18 protein-coding genes are annotated in these 15,250 nt (G+C 57.2%); 9 read left to right on the top strand and 9 right to left on the bottom strand.

Annotated elements, in window-relative coordinates; all coding sequences use genetic code 11:
- Positions 1–5: 5 nt before the first annotated feature.
- Together pmrA and pmrB are read left to right on the top strand one after the other, a co-directional pair.
- On the top strand, positions 6–668 hold the full coding sequence (gene pmrA, locus FUU19_RS01865) for a two-component system response regulator PmrA (protein WP_019453348.1): 663 nt from the start codon (positions 6–8) through the stop codon (positions 666–668).
- Complete coding sequence (gene pmrB, locus FUU19_RS01860; protein WP_141971306.1) at positions 665–1,726, top strand: two-component system sensor histidine kinase PmrB; 1,062 nt, start codon at positions 665–667, stop codon at positions 1,724–1,726. Before pmrA ends, pmrB begins: the two co-directional genes overlap by 4 nt.
- Before the next feature lie 36 nt (positions 1,727–1,762).
- Here pmrB and cgtA read toward each other — a convergent pair whose 3' ends face one another.
- The 4 genes from cgtA to rplU form a co-directional block, all read right to left on the bottom strand.
- Complete coding sequence (gene cgtA, locus FUU19_RS01855; protein ID WP_025305047.1) at positions 1,763–2,935, bottom strand: Obg family GTPase CgtA; 1,173 nt, start codon at positions 2,933–2,935, stop codon at positions 1,763–1,765.
- 16 nt (positions 2,936–2,951) lie between these two features.
- Positions 2,952–3,923 carry a DMT family transporter gene (locus FUU19_RS01850; RefSeq protein ID WP_230491056.1) on the bottom strand — a complete coding sequence of 324 codons (972 nt, stop codon included), beginning with the start codon at positions 3,921–3,923 and terminating at the stop codon, positions 2,952–2,954.
- Between the two features lie 105 nt (positions 3,924–4,028).
- Positions 4,029–4,286 carry a 50S ribosomal protein L27 gene (rpmA, locus tag FUU19_RS01845; protein WP_004933559.1) on the bottom strand — a complete coding sequence of 86 codons (258 nt, stop codon included), beginning with the start codon at positions 4,284–4,286 and terminating at the stop codon, positions 4,029–4,031.
- A 17-nt stretch (positions 4,287–4,303) separates the two neighbouring features.
- Entirely contained in the window at positions 4,304–4,615 is a 312-nt protein-coding gene (rplU, locus tag FUU19_RS01840; RefSeq protein ID WP_004933561.1) for a 50S ribosomal protein L21, read from the bottom strand.
- Between the two features lie 270 nt (positions 4,616–4,885).
- Here rplU and ispB point away from each other — a divergent pair, with 270 nt between their 5' ends.
- Entirely contained in the window at positions 4,886–5,857 is a 972-nt protein-coding gene (ispB, locus tag FUU19_RS01835) for an octaprenyl diphosphate synthase (RefSeq protein ID WP_141971311.1), read from the top strand.
- 48 nt (positions 5,858–5,905) lie between these two features.
- Here ispB and FUU19_RS01830 read toward each other — a convergent pair whose 3' ends face one another.
- Positions 5,906–6,262 (bottom strand): DNA-binding protein, encoded by a 357-nt coding sequence (locus FUU19_RS01830; RefSeq protein ID WP_141971313.1) that lies wholly within the window; start codon positions 6,260–6,262, stop codon positions 5,906–5,908.
- Positions 6,263–6,442: 180 nt separating this feature from the next.
- On the opposite strand from FUU19_RS01830, the gene FUU19_RS01825 reads away from it, so the two are divergent.
- Positions 6,443–6,703: a helix-turn-helix domain-containing protein gene (locus tag FUU19_RS01825; protein ID WP_038879152.1), complete on the top strand. Its 261-nt coding sequence runs from the start codon at positions 6,443–6,445 to the stop codon at positions 6,701–6,703.
- 68 nt (positions 6,704–6,771) lie between these two features.
- Here FUU19_RS01825 and mdh read toward each other — a convergent pair whose 3' ends face one another.
- The gene (gene mdh / locus FUU19_RS01820) at positions 6,772–7,710 is read right to left on the bottom strand and encodes a malate dehydrogenase (protein ID WP_004933569.1); all 939 of its coding nucleotides are present in this window, start codon (positions 7,708–7,710) and stop codon (positions 6,772–6,774) included.
- 464 nt (positions 7,711–8,174) lie between these two features.
- On the opposite strand from mdh, the gene argR reads away from it, so the two are divergent.
- From argR to yhcN (FUU19_RS01805), 3 genes are all read left to right on the top strand, one after another.
- Positions 8,175–8,645, top strand: a complete 471-nt coding sequence (gene argR, locus FUU19_RS01815; RefSeq protein ID WP_016929335.1) for a transcriptional regulator ArgR — start codon at positions 8,175–8,177, stop codon at positions 8,643–8,645.
- A 414-nt stretch (positions 8,646–9,059) separates the two neighbouring features.
- Positions 9,060–9,323 (top strand): peroxide/acid stress response protein YhcN, encoded by a 264-nt coding sequence (yhcN, locus tag FUU19_RS01810; RefSeq protein ID WP_038879766.1) that lies wholly within the window; start codon positions 9,060–9,062, stop codon positions 9,321–9,323.
- 120 nt (positions 9,324–9,443) lie between these two features.
- On the top strand, positions 9,444–9,707 hold the full coding sequence (gene yhcN / locus FUU19_RS01805; RefSeq protein ID WP_025305042.1) for a peroxide/acid stress response protein YhcN: 264 nt from the start codon (positions 9,444–9,446) through the stop codon (positions 9,705–9,707).
- 196 nt (positions 9,708–9,903) lie between these two features.
- Here yhcN (FUU19_RS01805) and mpl read toward each other — a convergent pair whose 3' ends face one another.
- Positions 9,904–11,283, bottom strand: coding sequence for a UDP-N-acetylmuramate:L-alanyl-gamma-D-glutamyl-meso-diaminopimelate ligase (mpl, locus tag FUU19_RS01800; RefSeq protein ID WP_033636810.1), 1,380 nt, complete (start codon positions 11,281–11,283; stop codon positions 9,904–9,906).
- Between the two features lie 169 nt (positions 11,284–11,452).
- Between mpl and fbp the strand changes: the two genes are divergently transcribed.
- Positions 11,453–12,457 (top strand): class 1 fructose-bisphosphatase, encoded by a 1,005-nt coding sequence (fbp, locus tag FUU19_RS01795; protein WP_230507066.1) that lies wholly within the window; start codon positions 11,453–11,455, stop codon positions 12,455–12,457.
- Between the two features lie 45 nt (positions 12,458–12,502).
- Here fbp and FUU19_RS01790 read toward each other — a convergent pair whose 3' ends face one another.
- Complete coding sequence (locus FUU19_RS01790) at positions 12,503–14,056, bottom strand: methyl-accepting chemotaxis protein (RefSeq protein WP_230507065.1); 1,554 nt, start codon at positions 14,054–14,056, stop codon at positions 12,503–12,505.
- Between the two features lie 260 nt (positions 14,057–14,316).
- Here FUU19_RS01790 and ppa point away from each other — a divergent pair, with 260 nt between their 5' ends.
- Positions 14,317–14,847, top strand: a complete 531-nt coding sequence (gene ppa, locus FUU19_RS01785; protein ID WP_004933594.1) for an inorganic diphosphatase — start codon at positions 14,317–14,319, stop codon at positions 14,845–14,847.
- A gap of 54 nt (positions 14,848–14,901) precedes the next feature.
- Here ppa and FUU19_RS01780 read toward each other — a convergent pair whose 3' ends face one another.
- On the bottom strand, positions 14,902–15,249 hold the full coding sequence (locus FUU19_RS01780; protein WP_033648686.1) for a gamma-glutamylcyclotransferase family protein: 348 nt from the start codon (positions 15,247–15,249) through the stop codon (positions 14,902–14,904).
- Between the last annotated feature and the right edge of the window lies 1 nt (position 15,250).

The raw sequence follows: 15,250 nt of genomic DNA, 5'->3' as shown, positions 1-15,250 counted from the left end.
TCGTCATGAAGCTGTTGGTCGTTGAGGATGATGAACTGCTGCAACAGGGGCTGGCGCTGGCGCTGACCGGCGAAGGTTACGTCTGCGACTGCGCCGCCACGGCGGCGGAGGCCAACAGCCTGCTCATCACCAGTCAATACAGCATGGTGATCCTGGATCTCGGTCTGCCGGACATGGACGGCGCCGCGCTGCTGCGGCAGTGGCGCCGCCAGCAGATCGATCTGCCGGTGCTGATCCTGACTGCCCGCGACGCCCTGGAAGATCGCGTCGATGGGTTGGACGCCGGCGCCGACGACTACCTGGTCAAACCCTTCGCGCTGGTCGAGCTGCAGGCGCGCGTGCGCGCCCTTCTGCGGCGCTACCAGGGCCACAGCGACAATCTGATGCAGGTGGATGACCTGCAGCTGAACCTCTCGAGCCAGCAGGTCTACCTGCAGCAGCAGCCGGTGGAGGTCACGCCGAAAGAGTTTGCCATTCTGGCGCGTCTTATCATGCGTGCCGGGCAAACGGTAAACCGTGAACTCCTGCAGCAGGATCTCTACACCTGGCAGGACGACTTGGGTTCCAACACGCTGGAAGTACACATCCACAACCTGCGCCGCAAACTGGGCAAGGATCGCATCCGCACCGTGCGCGGCATCGGCTACCGCCTGGAACCCTCGTCATGATCAGCATGCGCCGCCGCCTGCTGCTGATGCTGGCGCTGATCCTGCTGGTCACGCAACTCATCAGCGCCTTCTGGCTGTGGCACGAAAGCCAGGAGCAGATCAGCTTCCTGGTGGACGAAACGCTGTCCGCCAAAGTGCGTACCGAACGCGTCGATACCGAGATCGCCGAGGCCATCGCGTCGCTGCTGGCGCCTTCGCTGATCATGATGATCGTCACGCTGCTGGCGTCATTTTGGGCCATCAGCTGGATCATTCGCCCGCTCAACCAATTGCAGCAACGGCTGGAAAAACGCTCTGCCGATAACCTGACGCCGCTGCCAATCACCAGCGACAGCCAGGAAATGGTGGCGGTCACCAATGCACTCAATCAGCTGTTTTCACGGCTGGATAACACCATTCAACAGGAACGCCTGTTCACCGCCGACGCCGCCCATGAGCTGCGCACGCCGCTGGCCGGCATCCGCCTGCACCTGGAGCTGATGGAAAAGCAGGGCGTCAAGGGCAGCCAGGCGCTGATCGCCCGCATCGATCAGCTAATGCACACCGTCGAGCAGTTGCTGATGCTGTCGCGCGCCGGGCAAGACTTCGCCAGCGGCCATTACCAGCATTTCGATTGGGTGGCCGATGTGATTCAGCCGCTGCAGGAAGAACTCGGCGAAATGACCGCCCAACGCGGACAGACGCTGGATTGGCAATTGCCGGCCGTCGCCGCAGTGAACGGCGATCCGGTGCTGCTGCGGTTGCTGCTGCGCAACCTGGTCGAAAACGCTCACCGTTACGGCCCGGAAGGCGGTGCGATACAGGTGCGGTTAACGTCGCAAGACAGCGGCTATCTGCTGCAGGTCATCGACGATGGCCCTGGGATCAAGGAAGAGATGGTTGGGGAACTGACGCAGGCGTTTCGCCGCATGGATCAACGCTACGGCGGCAGCGGACTGGGCCTGAATATCGTGATCCGCATCGCGCAGCTGCACCAGGGGCGATTGACGCTGGAAAACCGCCGCGATGCGCGCGGCCTGAACGCCCAGTGCTGGTTGCCGGAAAAGGCGCTCAAATAACAAGGGCCCAGCATTGCTGAGCCCTTTATCACCGAATTACTTCTGGTAAATGATTTCGACGCCTTCGTCGTCGTCTTCGTCCCAGTCGTCATCCCAGTCATCTTCCGCTTCGGCTTCCACTTCCGCGATTTGCTCGCGGTGGTAGTCATCCCACATGAATTCGACTTTTTCCGGTGCGCTTTCTTCGATCGCCATCGCTTTCGGCTGAGTGTTGATGAAGTTCATCACGTCCCAGCACAGCGCGTTGACGCCTTCGCGGTTGGCGGCGGAGATCATGTAGTACTTCCCTTCCCAGCCCATGCCTTCCACAATCGCTTTGGCGCGTTCGGCGGCTTCTTCCTCACCAATCACATCAATTTTGTTGAACACCAGCCAGCGTGGCTTCTGAGCCAGATTTTCGCTGTATTGGTTCAACTCGTTGATGATCACTTTGGCGTTTTCCACCGGATCGGTTTCGTCGATCGGCGCGATGTCCACCAGGTGCAGCAGCACGCGGCAACGCTCCAGGTGTTTCAGGAAGCGAATGCCCAGGCCCGCACCTTCGGAGGCGCCTTCGATCAGCCCAGGAATGTCGGCGACCACAAAGCTCTGCTCGTGGTCCATGCGCACCACGCCCAGGCTCGGCACCAGCGTGGTAAACGGATAATCGGCCACCTTCGGCTTGGCGGCGGACACCGCACGGATGAAGGTCGATTTGCCGGCGTTCGGCAGGCCCAGCATGCCCACATCGGCCAGCAGCAACAGTTCCAGCAACAGGTCGCGCGCTTCGCCGGCGGTACCCAGCGTCTTCTGACGCGGTGCACGGTTGACCGAAGATTTGAAACGGGTGTTGCCCAGACCGTGCCAGCCGCCTTTGGCGACCATCAGCTTCTGCTCGTGGCGGGTCATGTCGCCGAGGATCTCGCCGGTGCCCTGATCCTTCACGCGCGTGCCGACCGGCACCTTGATGATGACGTCTTTACCGCGTTTACCGGTACAGTCGCGGCTCTGGCCATTCTGGCCGCGCTCGGCGCGGAAAGACTTCTCAAAACGGTAGTCGATCAGGGTGTTGAGGTTCTCGTCCGCCAGCAGGTAGACGTCGCCGCCGTCGCCGCCGTCCCCGCCGTCAGGCCCACCGTTGGGGATATATTTTTCGCGGCGGAAGCTAACGCATCCGTTGCCGCCGTCGCCTGCAACGACCAGAATCGCTGCTTCATCTACAAACTTCATTTACCGTCTCCGTAAATCATTCACCGGGCTGCTTCAAAGGAGCAACCTGGGGGGGTTCTGCCCGTCGCGGCCACCACCGGTGACCAATTGCGGAAAACATGGCGCCCGCCACGACCACAAACGCGCCAACATAGCCGACGATATTCAACGTCGGTGCGGCGAATGCCTGGGGCCAGGCCAACGCCAATAAATCTGAAAACAGCAGGGTAAACAGCGGGGTCAGCGTCACCAACGCGCTCACCTGCGCCGCCTGCCAGCGCGCCATCGCTTCCGCCAACGCGCCGTAGCCGATCAGCGTGTTGGCGCCGCAAAACAGCAGGCATGCCAATTGCCAGCCGCTAAGCTGGAAAATCACCTCAGGTTTGGCCAGAGGGAACAACGCCATCGCACATAAAGTGTACAACATAACCAGGATCTGCGGCGAAGCCAGTCGGCGCAGCAATACCTTCTGCGCCACGCCGTAGCTCACCCAGACCATCGCCGCACATACGCCTAACATGACGCCCAGCGTGTAGTCCGTCAGCCGGGTGAAGATCTCTATCAAACTGACGTTGAAAAACAGCATCAGCCCGCAAATCAGCATCAGGGCGCCAATAACCTGGGTGATGCGCATGCGTTCTTTTAAAATCAGCACGCTGGCGAACATCATGCCCACCGGCGACAGCTGGCCAATCACCTGCGACGCCGTCGGGCTCAGGTATTGCAGCGAGGAGCTGAAGAAGACAAAGTTGCCCAACAGCCCCGCCGTCGCGATCGCCAACAGCAGCAGCCAGCGCGGCTGGCGGAACATCGTCAGCGGCGGCAGCTTGCCGCGCACCGCGAGGATCACGCCCAAACCGATGGCGGCCATGGTAAAGCGATACCAGACGACGGTAAACGGCTCCATCACCGTCAACACTTCTTTCATTGCGATCGGCAACGCGCCCCAGCAAACCGCCGTGGTTAACGCCAGGGAAATGCCAACGCCGACCTGCTGCTTCGTATCCATATCACCATCGCCAACGCTGACGAGCCTGTTCCCAGGCAACCCATAAATGTAAAAAGCCCCGCAACGAATTGCGGGGCTTACATCTATTTCGTAAGGCTCGAAAAATTATTCAGCTTCGATGCTGATGAATTTACGATTGCTCGGGCCTTTAACTTCGAATTTGACTTTACCGTCTTTCAAAGCAAACAGAGTGTGGTCTTTGCCGCAACCCACGTTGGTACCAGCGTGGAATTTGGTGCCGCGCTGACGAACGATGATGCTGCCTGCCAGTACTGCTTCGCCGCCAAAGCGTTTTACGCCCAGACGTTTAGCTTCTGAATCGCGACCGTTACGAGTCGAGCCGCCAGCCTTTTTGTGTGCCATTAATCCGCTCTCCTAACTTAAGCGCTGATGCCGGTGATTTTAACGTCAGTGAACCACTGACGGTGGCCCTGCTGCTTACGGTGGTGCTTACGACGACGAAACTTAACAATCTTAATTTTCTCGCCACGACCGTGAGCAACGACTTCAGCTTTGATCTTGCCGCCATCGACGAAAGGAACGCCGATTTTGATATCTTCGCCATTAGCGATCATCAGAATCTGGTCAAACTCAACCGCTTCACCAGTTGCGATGTCCAGCTTTTCCAAGCGAACGGTCTGACCTTCGCTTACTCGGTGTTGTTTACCACCACTTTGGAAAACCGCGTACATATAAAACTCCGCTTTCCGCGTGCCCGACTGTGTTAGTTCAGAGCGCGCTATAAATATTCACAATAGGGCGCGAATTCTACGCAAAAAAGCAGCGCATGACAAGAGCAGAATAAGACCAGAAGGAGAAAAAAGAAGAAAAAAAGCGCAGTTTCTTTCGTGGCGTTTATCTGAACCGTTTTTCAAGTACAATCATAGGGACAGTTACCGCCATGTACCGATGTGAGCAGCGATCTCAACGCGGTGAAGAGAAACACAGCTGAAAAAAATACAATGAACCTAGATCAAATTACCGAGTTAACCGCGCAAGATATGGCGGCCGTGAACGCAACAATTCTCGAACAGCTGAATTCCGATGTCACGCTCATCAATCAGCTTGGGTATTACATTATCAGCGGTGGCGGTAAGCGCATCCGGCCGATGATCGCCGTCCTGGCGGCGCGGGCGTTGGGCTATGAAGGCAACAAGCACGTCACCGTTGCCGCCCTGATCGAATTCATTCATACCGCCACGCTGTTGCATGACGACGTCGTCGACGAATCGGACATGCGCCGCGGCAAAGCCACCGCCAACGCGGCGTTCGGCAACGCCGCCAGCGTACTGGTCGGCGACTTTATCTATACCCGCGCCTTCCAGATGATGACCAGTCTGGAATCCCTGCGCGTGCTGGCGCTGATGTCGGAGGCGGTCAACGTCATCGCCGAAGGCGAAGTGCTGCAGTTGATGAACGTGCACGATCCCGACATCAGCGAAGAAAGCTATATGCGGGTGATCTACAGCAAAACCGCCCGTCTGTTTGAAGCGGCGGCGCAATCGTCGGCGATCCTGTCCGGTGCCAGCACCGAACAGGAGCAGGCGTTGCAAGACTATGGCCGCTACCTCGGCACCGCTTTCCAGCTGATCGACGATCTGCTCGACTACAGCGCCGACGGCAGCACCCTGGGCAAAAACACCGGCGACGATCTGAACGAAGGGAAACCGACCCTGCCGCTGCTGCACGCGATGCACAACGGCGACGACGCGCAGCGCGACATGATCCGCAGTGCGATTGAGCAAGGCAACGGTCGTCATCTGTTGGAGCCGGTACTGCAGGCGATGCAGCAATGCGGTTCGCTGGAGTACACCCGCAAACGCGCTGAAGAAGAAGCCGACAAGGCGATCGCCGCGCTGCGGGTCTTGCCGGTATCGGAGCATCGCACGGCGCTGGAAGGCCTGGCCCATCTGGCGGTGCAACGCGATTTTTAAGAAAGTTAATTTTCTTAAAAACCCTCAGGCCCGCGCACGCGGGCCTGCCTAGGTATTGCTCTCTTCGTCAATGCGCGCCAACAGGCCGCCAATCCCTTCCCGCATCAGGAAAGCCACCATTTTCTCGCGCTCGCTCTCCGTCAAATGGTAGTAATACTCGATCCAGACCGCCAACGGATCCTGACGCTCAACGTCATATGCCGCCCCGTCTTCCTTCAGCACCAGCAGATTACGCACGTCTGAAGGCAGGCTGTCGATGTGGTACTCCAACGCTTTTCCCTGCACGCCTTTACGCCTGCGGCTGATCCAGCCTTCGCGCCGGGCCATCAGATTGATTCCCTGTGGTGAGGAAGGTAATCCTGCGATGCCTGTCAGTTCCTTGGCGGCAAACCACTCGTTTTTCATAGCCATCATCTCTGGGCAATAGTGGGCAAAGTCATTTTTGGAAATTACTTGGGTATTTTTTTAGAAATTTAGTGGTATTCTGATTTCCGAATAAGCGATTCACGTTGTGCAAACGCCTAACCTTGACCCGTTAGTTATACCACTAACGCAACTTTGGCTAATCAGAAAAGGAATGTAAACATGAATTCAAGGAACCCAGATTGGCATCCGGCAGATATCATCGCGGCGCTACGCAAACAGGGCACCACGCTGGCAGCAGTGTCGCGCAAGGCCGGATTAAGCTCATCAACGCTGGCCAACGCACTGTCGCGCCCGTGGCCAAAGGGGGAATGGCTGATCGCCGAAGCGATAGGCATCCACCCTTCGGAGATCTGGCCAAGCCGCTATTACGATCCCCGCAGCGATTGCCTGCTGGATCGCAAGGCACGCATCAAATCGTGAACGCGGGGCAAAAAAAAAACCGCCGGAACAGCGTCCGGCGGCGTTTATCGGCTGACTATCGGCAACGATCAGTTATTGATGAACTTCTCGCCCAGTTCGATATCTTTGTGCAGCACATCCAGCATCTCGTTCAGCGCTTTCTGCTCGAAGGCGCTCAGGGTGCCGATATCTTTGCGCTCTTCAACGCCGTTCTTGCCCAGCACCAGCGGCTGTGCGAAGAAGCGAGCGTATTTGCCGTCGCCTTCAACGTAAGCGCATTCCACTACGCCTTTCTCGCCCTGCAGTGCACGCACCAGAGACAGACCGAAACGTGCGGCCGCCTGGCCCATGGACAGCGTTGCAGACCCGCCACCGGCTTTGGCTTCCACCACTTCGGTACCGGCGTTCTGAATGCGTTTGGTCAGATCCGCCACTTCCTGATCGGTGAAGCTCACGCCCGGGATCTGCGACAGCAGAGGCAGGATGGTCACGCCAGAGTGGCCGCCGATAACCGGCACGTTCAGCTCTTCCGGCTGCTTGCCTTTCAGCTCGGCCACGAAGGTGTTGGAACGGATGATATCCAGCGAAGTCACGCCGAACAGTTTGTTCTTGTCGTAAACGCCGGCTTTTTTCAGCACTTCCGCCGCGATGGCTACCGTGGTGTTAACCGGGTTGGTGATGATGCCGATGCAGGCTTTCGGGCAGGTTTTCGCCACTTGCTCAATCAGGTTACGCACGATGCCGGCGTTAACGTTGAACAGGTCAGAGCGATCCATGCCAGGCTTACGGGCCACACCGGCGGAAATCAGCACCACGTCCGCACCGTGCAGAGCCGGAGTCGCGTCTTCGCCGCTGAAGCCTTTGATTTTAACTGCGGTTGGGATGTGGCTTAAGTCGACGGCAACGCCTGGGGTAACAGGGGCAATGTCGTAGAGAGAGAGTTCAGAACCTGAAGGAAGCTGGGTTTTGAGTAGAAGGGCGAGGGCCTGGCCGATACCGCCAGCAGCACCGAGAACTGCAACTTTCATCCTATACTCCTTTATTATCTTAAATATATAAAGCGCCGTGAATGTGTTGGTTACGGACCTTAAGTCATTACACCTTTTAAAACAATAAATTAGCCAATTCTTGCCTGCAGGTGTAATGAAATGGCCGCTGTCGCGCCCATTTTAGATTAAATCGCTTACGCATGAAGGGCATAGCGCACACTAATCAAAAATAGTGCGAGGTTATTCACGAGCAAGTTAACCGGCCGTTACATTACACCCTTACGCAACATCAGAACAACATCATTTTAATAACATTTTATTTACCACCGCAGGCCGATTTTCCGTCGTCAAAAGGGCATATTCATCGCAGCCGGATTTTGTTAAAATGCCGCCCTTTCCTCGCCGCCCGGTCATGTTTATTTTCTTTGGGTCGGCCTTTGTTGCATAAAAATTCATCTATATGCATAATCATGACTTCCACTATCAACATTCCACGGTGCAAAATGCGTAATCCCGCAAAACAGGAAGATCTGATCAAGACGTTCAAAGCGTTATTGAAAGAAGAAAAATTCAGTTCTCAAGGCGAGATCGTTTTGGCGCTGCAAGAAGAAGGCTTCGAAAACATTAACCAATCCAAAGTATCGCGCATGCTGACCAAGTTCGGCGCGGTGCGTACGCGCAATGCCAAAATGGAAATGGTGTATTGCCTTCCTGCCGAGCTCGGCGTGCCGACCACCACCAGCCCATTGAAGAATCTGGTGCTGGACGTCGACCATAACGACGCCGTCGTGGTGATCCACACCAGCCCGGGCGCCGCACAGCTGATCGCCCGCCTGCTCGACTCATTGGGTAAATCCCAGGGCATCCTCGGCACGATTGCCGGCGACGATACGATTTTCGTCACCCCGTCCAGCGGCTTTACCGCTCAGAAACTGCATGAAGCGATCCTGGGCGTGTTCGAGCAAGAGCTGTGAAACCTGGCGCTAACAAAGCGCTAACAAAGTGCGGCTGTAGCCCGCACTTTGTTAGCGCTTCTTTAACCCTCGCGTTACCTTTCCTACCTTCAAGCGCGTTTAACACTGCTTTTCTATTCCTCAACAACACATTTCCATGACATCTCCATGTAACCAGCAGTACCCACTGTGATCTTCCGCACTTTTGGTCAAAATCACTTACCTCATTGAAATCACATAAATTTAACATCAAAAGATCGTTTTATGAGCGTTTTTTATTCCTTACGGTTATAAAAAATAAGGATCATGAGGTTAAAGTTTCACTAGCAACTGTTAGCGAACTATTAATTTTTCGCGTTACTAGCTGTATACTCATTTTCGTGAACTGAATCACAGTTCGTTGGAACTGATAAAAGAATACGATGAGGTGAGATGATGAAAATTAAAACTACCGTTGCAACCCTGAGCGTTCTGTCCATGCTTTCATTTGGTGCATTCGCAGCACAATCTGTTGACGCAACTCAAGCCGCAAAACTGCAGCCGGCCGGTGTGATCACCGTAAGCGGCGTCGCCGCTGCGCCTTCCGACATTCGTCAGGCGCTGTCCGACAAAGCTGACGCCAAAGGGGCGACCGCCTACCGCGTGATCGAAGCGCGCAATGACGGCAACTTCCACGCGACCGCTGAAATCTACAAATAAGTAACGGCATTACCCGGCAACGGGCAATACCTCTCTGGAATCAAACGCTGTCATAACGGCCTTCAAGAATAAAAATCGCTGCCAAGCCCTTCCAGGCTGTTATGACCAAGGATCGCTATCATGAACATGAAAACTACGCTTGCTGCACTCGGTTTGCTGTCTGTCATCTCCTTCGGCGCGTCTGCCGCCCAGTTAGTGACTAACGATCAGACCGCCAACCTGCAATCTATCGGTACCATTACCGTCAGCGGTATCGACGGGGCGCCGACCGACATTCGCCAGGCGTTGTCTGAGAAAGCCGACGCGAAAGGCGCAACCGCCTACCGCGTGATCGAAGCGCGTAATGAAGGCAACTACCACGCCACCGCCGAGATTTACAAATAACAACTCTGGGAACGGCTTTGCAGAGCTGATTACCCTCGTCACTGCCACTGCCGAGTTCTGACGCAAACGCCGATTTCCCAGAGACCCTCTCGTCGTCCTATCCGACGAACCCCGTTGCCCTCGCTCGCGAGGGCTTTTTTACGCCCATAAAAAAGGCCGCGAATGCGGCCCTTGATGTGACTAATGCGGTTAACGATCAGTAGGTGACTTTCGGTTCCTGCTTTTTCGCCAGCGCGTCCAGCAAGCGATCGTGAATGCCGCCGAAGCCGCCGTTGCTCATCACCAGAATGTGATCGCCCGGCTGTGCGGTTTTCACCACCATGTCCACCAGCGTGTCGAGATCCGCGCTCCAGTGCGCCGGCTGCACGCAGGCATCCGCCACTTCCGCCACCTGCCACGGAATGTGGTGCGGCTGGAACAGGAACACTTCGTCGGCACGGCCGAGCGAAGGCGCCAAATCGTTTTTGCTGATGCCCATTTTCATGGTGTTGGAGCGCGGTTCCAGCACCGCCAGAATGCGCGCCGTGCCGCCGACCTTGCCGCGCAGCGCGGCCAGGGTGGCGAGGATCGCCGTCGGGTGGTGTGCGAAGTCGTCGTACACCGTGACGCCGTTGGCTTCGCCACGCAGTTCCAGGCGGCGGCGGGCGTTGATGAAATCGCCCAACGCGCGGCAGGCGTCCGCCGGCTGAACGCCGACGTGGCGGGTAGCGGCGATGGCCATCAGGCCGTTATGCATGTTGTGCTCGCCCACCAGCGCCCAGTTCACTTCGCCGACCTGTTCGCCGTCGAGGAACACCGCGTAATGGCTGGCGTCCGGCGTCAGCTTCTGCGCACGCCAGGTGCCCTCTTCCCCCACCAGCTCCTGCTCGCTCCAGCAGCCCATCGCCATCACCTGTTTCAGGTGGCTGTCGTTGTCCGGCAGGATGATCTTGCCTTTGCCCGGCACCAGACGCACCAGGTGGTGGAACTGTTTCTGGATGGCTTTCAGATCGTCGAAGATATCGGCGTGGTCGAACTCCAGGTTATTCATGATCAGCGTGCGCGGGCTGTAATGCACGAACTTGGAGCGCTTGTCGAAGAACGCGCAGTCATACTCGTCGGCCTCGATCACGAAGAACGGGCTGCCGCCGAGGCGCGCCGATACGTCGAAGTTACCGGGCACGCCGCCGATGACGAAGCCGGGCTGGTAACCGCAGGCCTCGAGGATCCAGGTCGCCATGCCGGCGGTGGTGGTTTTGCCGTGGGTGCCGGCGACCGCCAGTACCCAACGATCGCGCAACACGGCGTCGTGCAGCCACTGCGGGCCGGAAACGTAAGGGATGCCACGCTCCAGCACCGCCTCCACGCACGGGTTGCCGCGCGTCATGGCGTTGCCGATGATCACCAGATCCGGCGCCGGATCCAGCTGGGCTGGATCATAACCCTGAATAAGATCGATCCCCTGGTTCTCCAGCAGCGTGCTCATCGGCGGATAGACGTTGGCGTCCGAACCGGTGACGTCATGCCCCAATGAGCGTGCCAGCATCGCTAACCCGCCCATAAAGGTGCCACAGATCCCAAGAATGTGAATGCGCATAGGTTTCTCATGTGAGTGCATCGAATGTCGGCATATTCTAACGCTCAGAATCGTCCAGAAGAAATGGATTTGCCTATGAATGGCGCGCATCTTTGGGCTACACTGCACGCGAAAACGTTGGCGGTTTGTTAACAGGCCGCTATCCATCCGTAGATTCAGGGATTGTGTCATGAAAACGTTAGGCGAATTTATCGTCGAGAAACAGCACGACTTCTCGCACGCCACCGGCGAGCTGACTGCGTTACTTTCTGCCATTAAACTGGGCGCCAAAATCATCCACCGCGACATCAACCAGGCCGGCCTTGTTGATATTCTGGGAACCAGCGGGGTGTCCAACGTACAGGGCGAAGTTCAGATGAAACTGGACCTGTACGCGAACGAAAAACTGAAAGCGGCGTTGAAAGCGCGTGGTGAAGTTGCGGGTATCGCTTCCGAAGAAGAAGATGAAATCGTGATATTCGACGGCGAGCGAGCTGAAAATGCCAAGTATGTCGTATTGATGGATCCGTTGGACGGTTCGTCCAACATCGATGTCAACGTCTCGGTCGGTACGATTTTCTCTATCTACCGTCGCATCACGCCGGTCGGCACGCCGGTGACCGAGGAAGACTTCCTGCAGCCGGGCAGCGCCCAGGTCGCAGCGGGTTATGTGGTTTACGGTTCGTCCACCATGCTGGTGTACACCACCGGTTACGGCGTCCACGCCTTCACTTACGATCCGTCTCTGGGCGTGTTCTGTCTCTCTCATGAGAAAGTGCGCTTCCCGGCGAGCGGCAACATGTATTCCATCAACGAAGGCAACTACATCAAGTTCCCTCTCGGCGTGAAGAAATACATCAAGTACTGCCAGGAGCAGGATGAAGCGACGCAGCGCCCTTATACCTCGCGCTACATCGGTTCTCTGGTGGCGGATTTCCACCGCAACCTGCTGAAAGGCGGCATCTACATCTACCCAAGCACCGCCAGCCACCCGCAAGGCAAGCTGCGCCTGCTGTACGAATGCAACCCGATGGCGTTCCTGGCCGAACAGGCCGGCGGTAAAGCCAGCGACGGCAAAAACCGCATTCTGGACATCACGCCGGTGAAACTGCACCAGCGCGCGCCATTCTTCGTCGGCACCAAGTCGATGGTAGAAGACGCAGAACGCTTCATCGCCGAAAACCCGGACGAGTAACGCGTGCTTTGCAAGGGTTCGGCGCCTTGCCGAACCCTTATCGCCTTACAGCTTGAACGCCGCCATGCTCTGCGCCAGCAGCTGAGCCTGATCTTCCAGCGAGCGCGTCGCCGCCGCCGACTCCTCCACCAGCGCCGCATTCTGCTGCGCCACCTGATCCATCTGCGCCACCGCCAGGTTGACCTGTTCGATACCGCTGCTTTGTTCGCGCGTCGCCGCCGAGATCTCACGCATCAACGCCGTCACCCGGCCCACTTCACCGGTGATGCCGCTCATGGTCTGCGCCGCCGACTCCACCATCTGTTCGCCTTCCTGCACCCGGTTCTGCGACGCTTCGATCAGCCCTTTGATCTCTTTCGCCGACTGGGCGCTGCGCTGCGCCAGACTGCGCACTTCACCGGCCACCACCGCAAAACCGCGCCCTTGCTCGCCGGCGCGCGCCGCTTCCACCGCCGCGTTCAGCGCCAGGATATTGGTCTGGAAGGCGATGCCGTCCATCACGCTGATGATGTCGGCGATGCGGCGCGAACTGTCGGTGATCGCCTGCATCTTGCTCATCACCTGGCTGACCACGTCGCTGCCCTGGTTGGCAATATCGGACACGCTCAGCGCCAGTTGGTTGGCCTGCTCGCAGTTCTCGGCGTTCATTTTCACCGTCGAGGTCAGCTGTTCCATGCTGGCGGCGGTCTCTTCCAGCGACGCAGCCGATTCTTCGGTACGCTGCGCCAGATGCAGGTTACCGGCCGCCAGTTCGCGTGAACCGGTGTCGATCTGGCTGCTGGCATCGCGCACTTTGCTGACCGAACTGGCCAACGCCTGCTGCATACGCTGCATCGCCCGTACCAGGCGGCCCATTTCGGTATCGCCCTCACCGCGGATCTCATGGGTCAGATCGCCGCCGGCGATATGTTCCAGCTGCGCGATGGACTCGTCTAACGGGCGCAGAATGATCACGCGCAGCGCGAACCAAGCCAGCACCGCCAGCAGCACGCTGAGCAGGCCCGCCACCACGATCAGCGAGATCTTGGTGCTGGCGTTGTTTTCCGCGTCATACACCTGCTGTGCGCCGAGTTTCATCGCGAAGCTGCGGAAATCGCTGAGATCCTTTTCGAACGCGATGCTCAGCGCGGAGATGCGCGTTTCCTGAATGTGATAATACTCATCGATCTTGCCGGCCTTGATGGCGGCGGCCATCGGCTTCACGCCCTGCTCCAGATAGGCGCGGTAGCTGTTTTGCAGGCGGTTGGAGAGTTCACGGCCGCGATCGGTCACGGTGCCGACGCCGACAAAGCGCGCCATTTCCTTGTTCGACTGCTCGAGGTAACCGTAGATGCGGCCCACGGTGGCGTCGGAGACATCGACCTGGCCGATCTCCCGTTGGCGCACCGCCAGCGAAGCGGCGGTTCGGGCGCGCAGCGTCAGGTTGGAGCTGTTGGCCAGCGAGCCCAGCTCTTCGCCGAGGATCTGGTTAAGGGTATGGATCGAGCGCGATCCTTCGTTAATCGCGTTGACGCCAATAACGCTGACCATGATCAGCAGCATGGTCATCAGGCTCAGCAGGGCGATCAGCCCAGCCTTCACCGTAATCTTTTTTAGCATGAGTTCTTCCCGGCTTCAGAATAGTGAGATCAGACGTAGTAGGGGTGGCAAAACGCGGAGCCAGCTTTGCTGGCTCATTATTGTTTGTTGAAGTTATCGGCAGGCGAAGGCAAAACTTCATGCCGCGGCGGGATTAATCTGGAAATTCTCCGTGTGCCGGCACGCTGGGTTTTCAACGATGAAAAGGGCAGGAAATCGCAAAAGAGTCCGCTATAATAGCCGCCACTCCATTTCTGGTTTGATGATTAAAGGAAACCGACATGAGCTTGAATCTGGTCCCTGCTGGCAAAGACCTGCCGGAAGACATCTACGTAGTAATCGAAATCCCGGCCAACGCCGATCCAATCAAATACGAAATCGACAAAGAAACCGGCGCGCTGTTCGTTGACCGTTTCATGTCCACCGCGATGTTCTACCCGTGCAACTACGGTTACATCAACCACACCCTGTCTCTGGACGGTGATCCGGTTGACGTGCTGGTCCCAACCCCATACCCGCTGCAGCCGGGCTCCGTGATCCGCTGCCGCCCGGTTGGCGTGCTGAAGATGACCGATGAAGCCGGTGAGGACGCCAAGCTGGTTGCGGTACCGCACAGCAAGCTGACCAAAGAGTACGATCACGTGAAAGACGTGAACGACCTGCCGGAACTGCTGAAAGCCCAGATCGCTCACTTCTTCGAGCACTACAAAGATCTGGAAAAAGGCAAATGGGTGAAAGTGGAAGGCTGGGCAGACGCTGCCGCAGCTAAAGCGGAAATCATCGCCTCGTTCGAACGCGCTGCCAAGAAGTAATTCCTGCCGCCGTCCGATGAAAAAAACACCGCTCATTGAGCGGTGTTTTTTTTCTTACTGTTCGTCGAGACGCTTCAGCCAGTCACCGCTGGTAATTCGCGGGTAACCGTCCACGCTGTGTTTGTACAGGTAGATCCACGCACTCCCATAAGGCGTCTGAATCAGCTCGCGCTTATAGTCCTTGGTGTTGCTTTTCAGTTCGTCCAGCTCTGCCAGAATCGATGAGTTAATACGATACACTTCGCAATGTATCGTGCCCTCTCCAGGGATCGCCGCCGGGTAATGGCCCAGATTATAAATCTGATAGCCTTCGAGCTCGTGCTCGCCGAGCCATTGGGCGTTGGTCATCCAATGGCTGTTTCCCTGTTTGCGCCGTAAACTGCCGTAGACAATTATTCGCATC

The sequence above is a fragment of the Serratia montpellierensis genome, from assembly GCF_020858655.1.
Classification (GTDB): domain Bacteria; phylum Pseudomonadota; class Gammaproteobacteria; order Enterobacterales; family Enterobacteriaceae; genus Serratia; species Serratia montpellierensis.
Note: the sequence above shows the minus strand (reverse complement) of the source record. Positions and strands in the feature narration are given on the sequence as shown.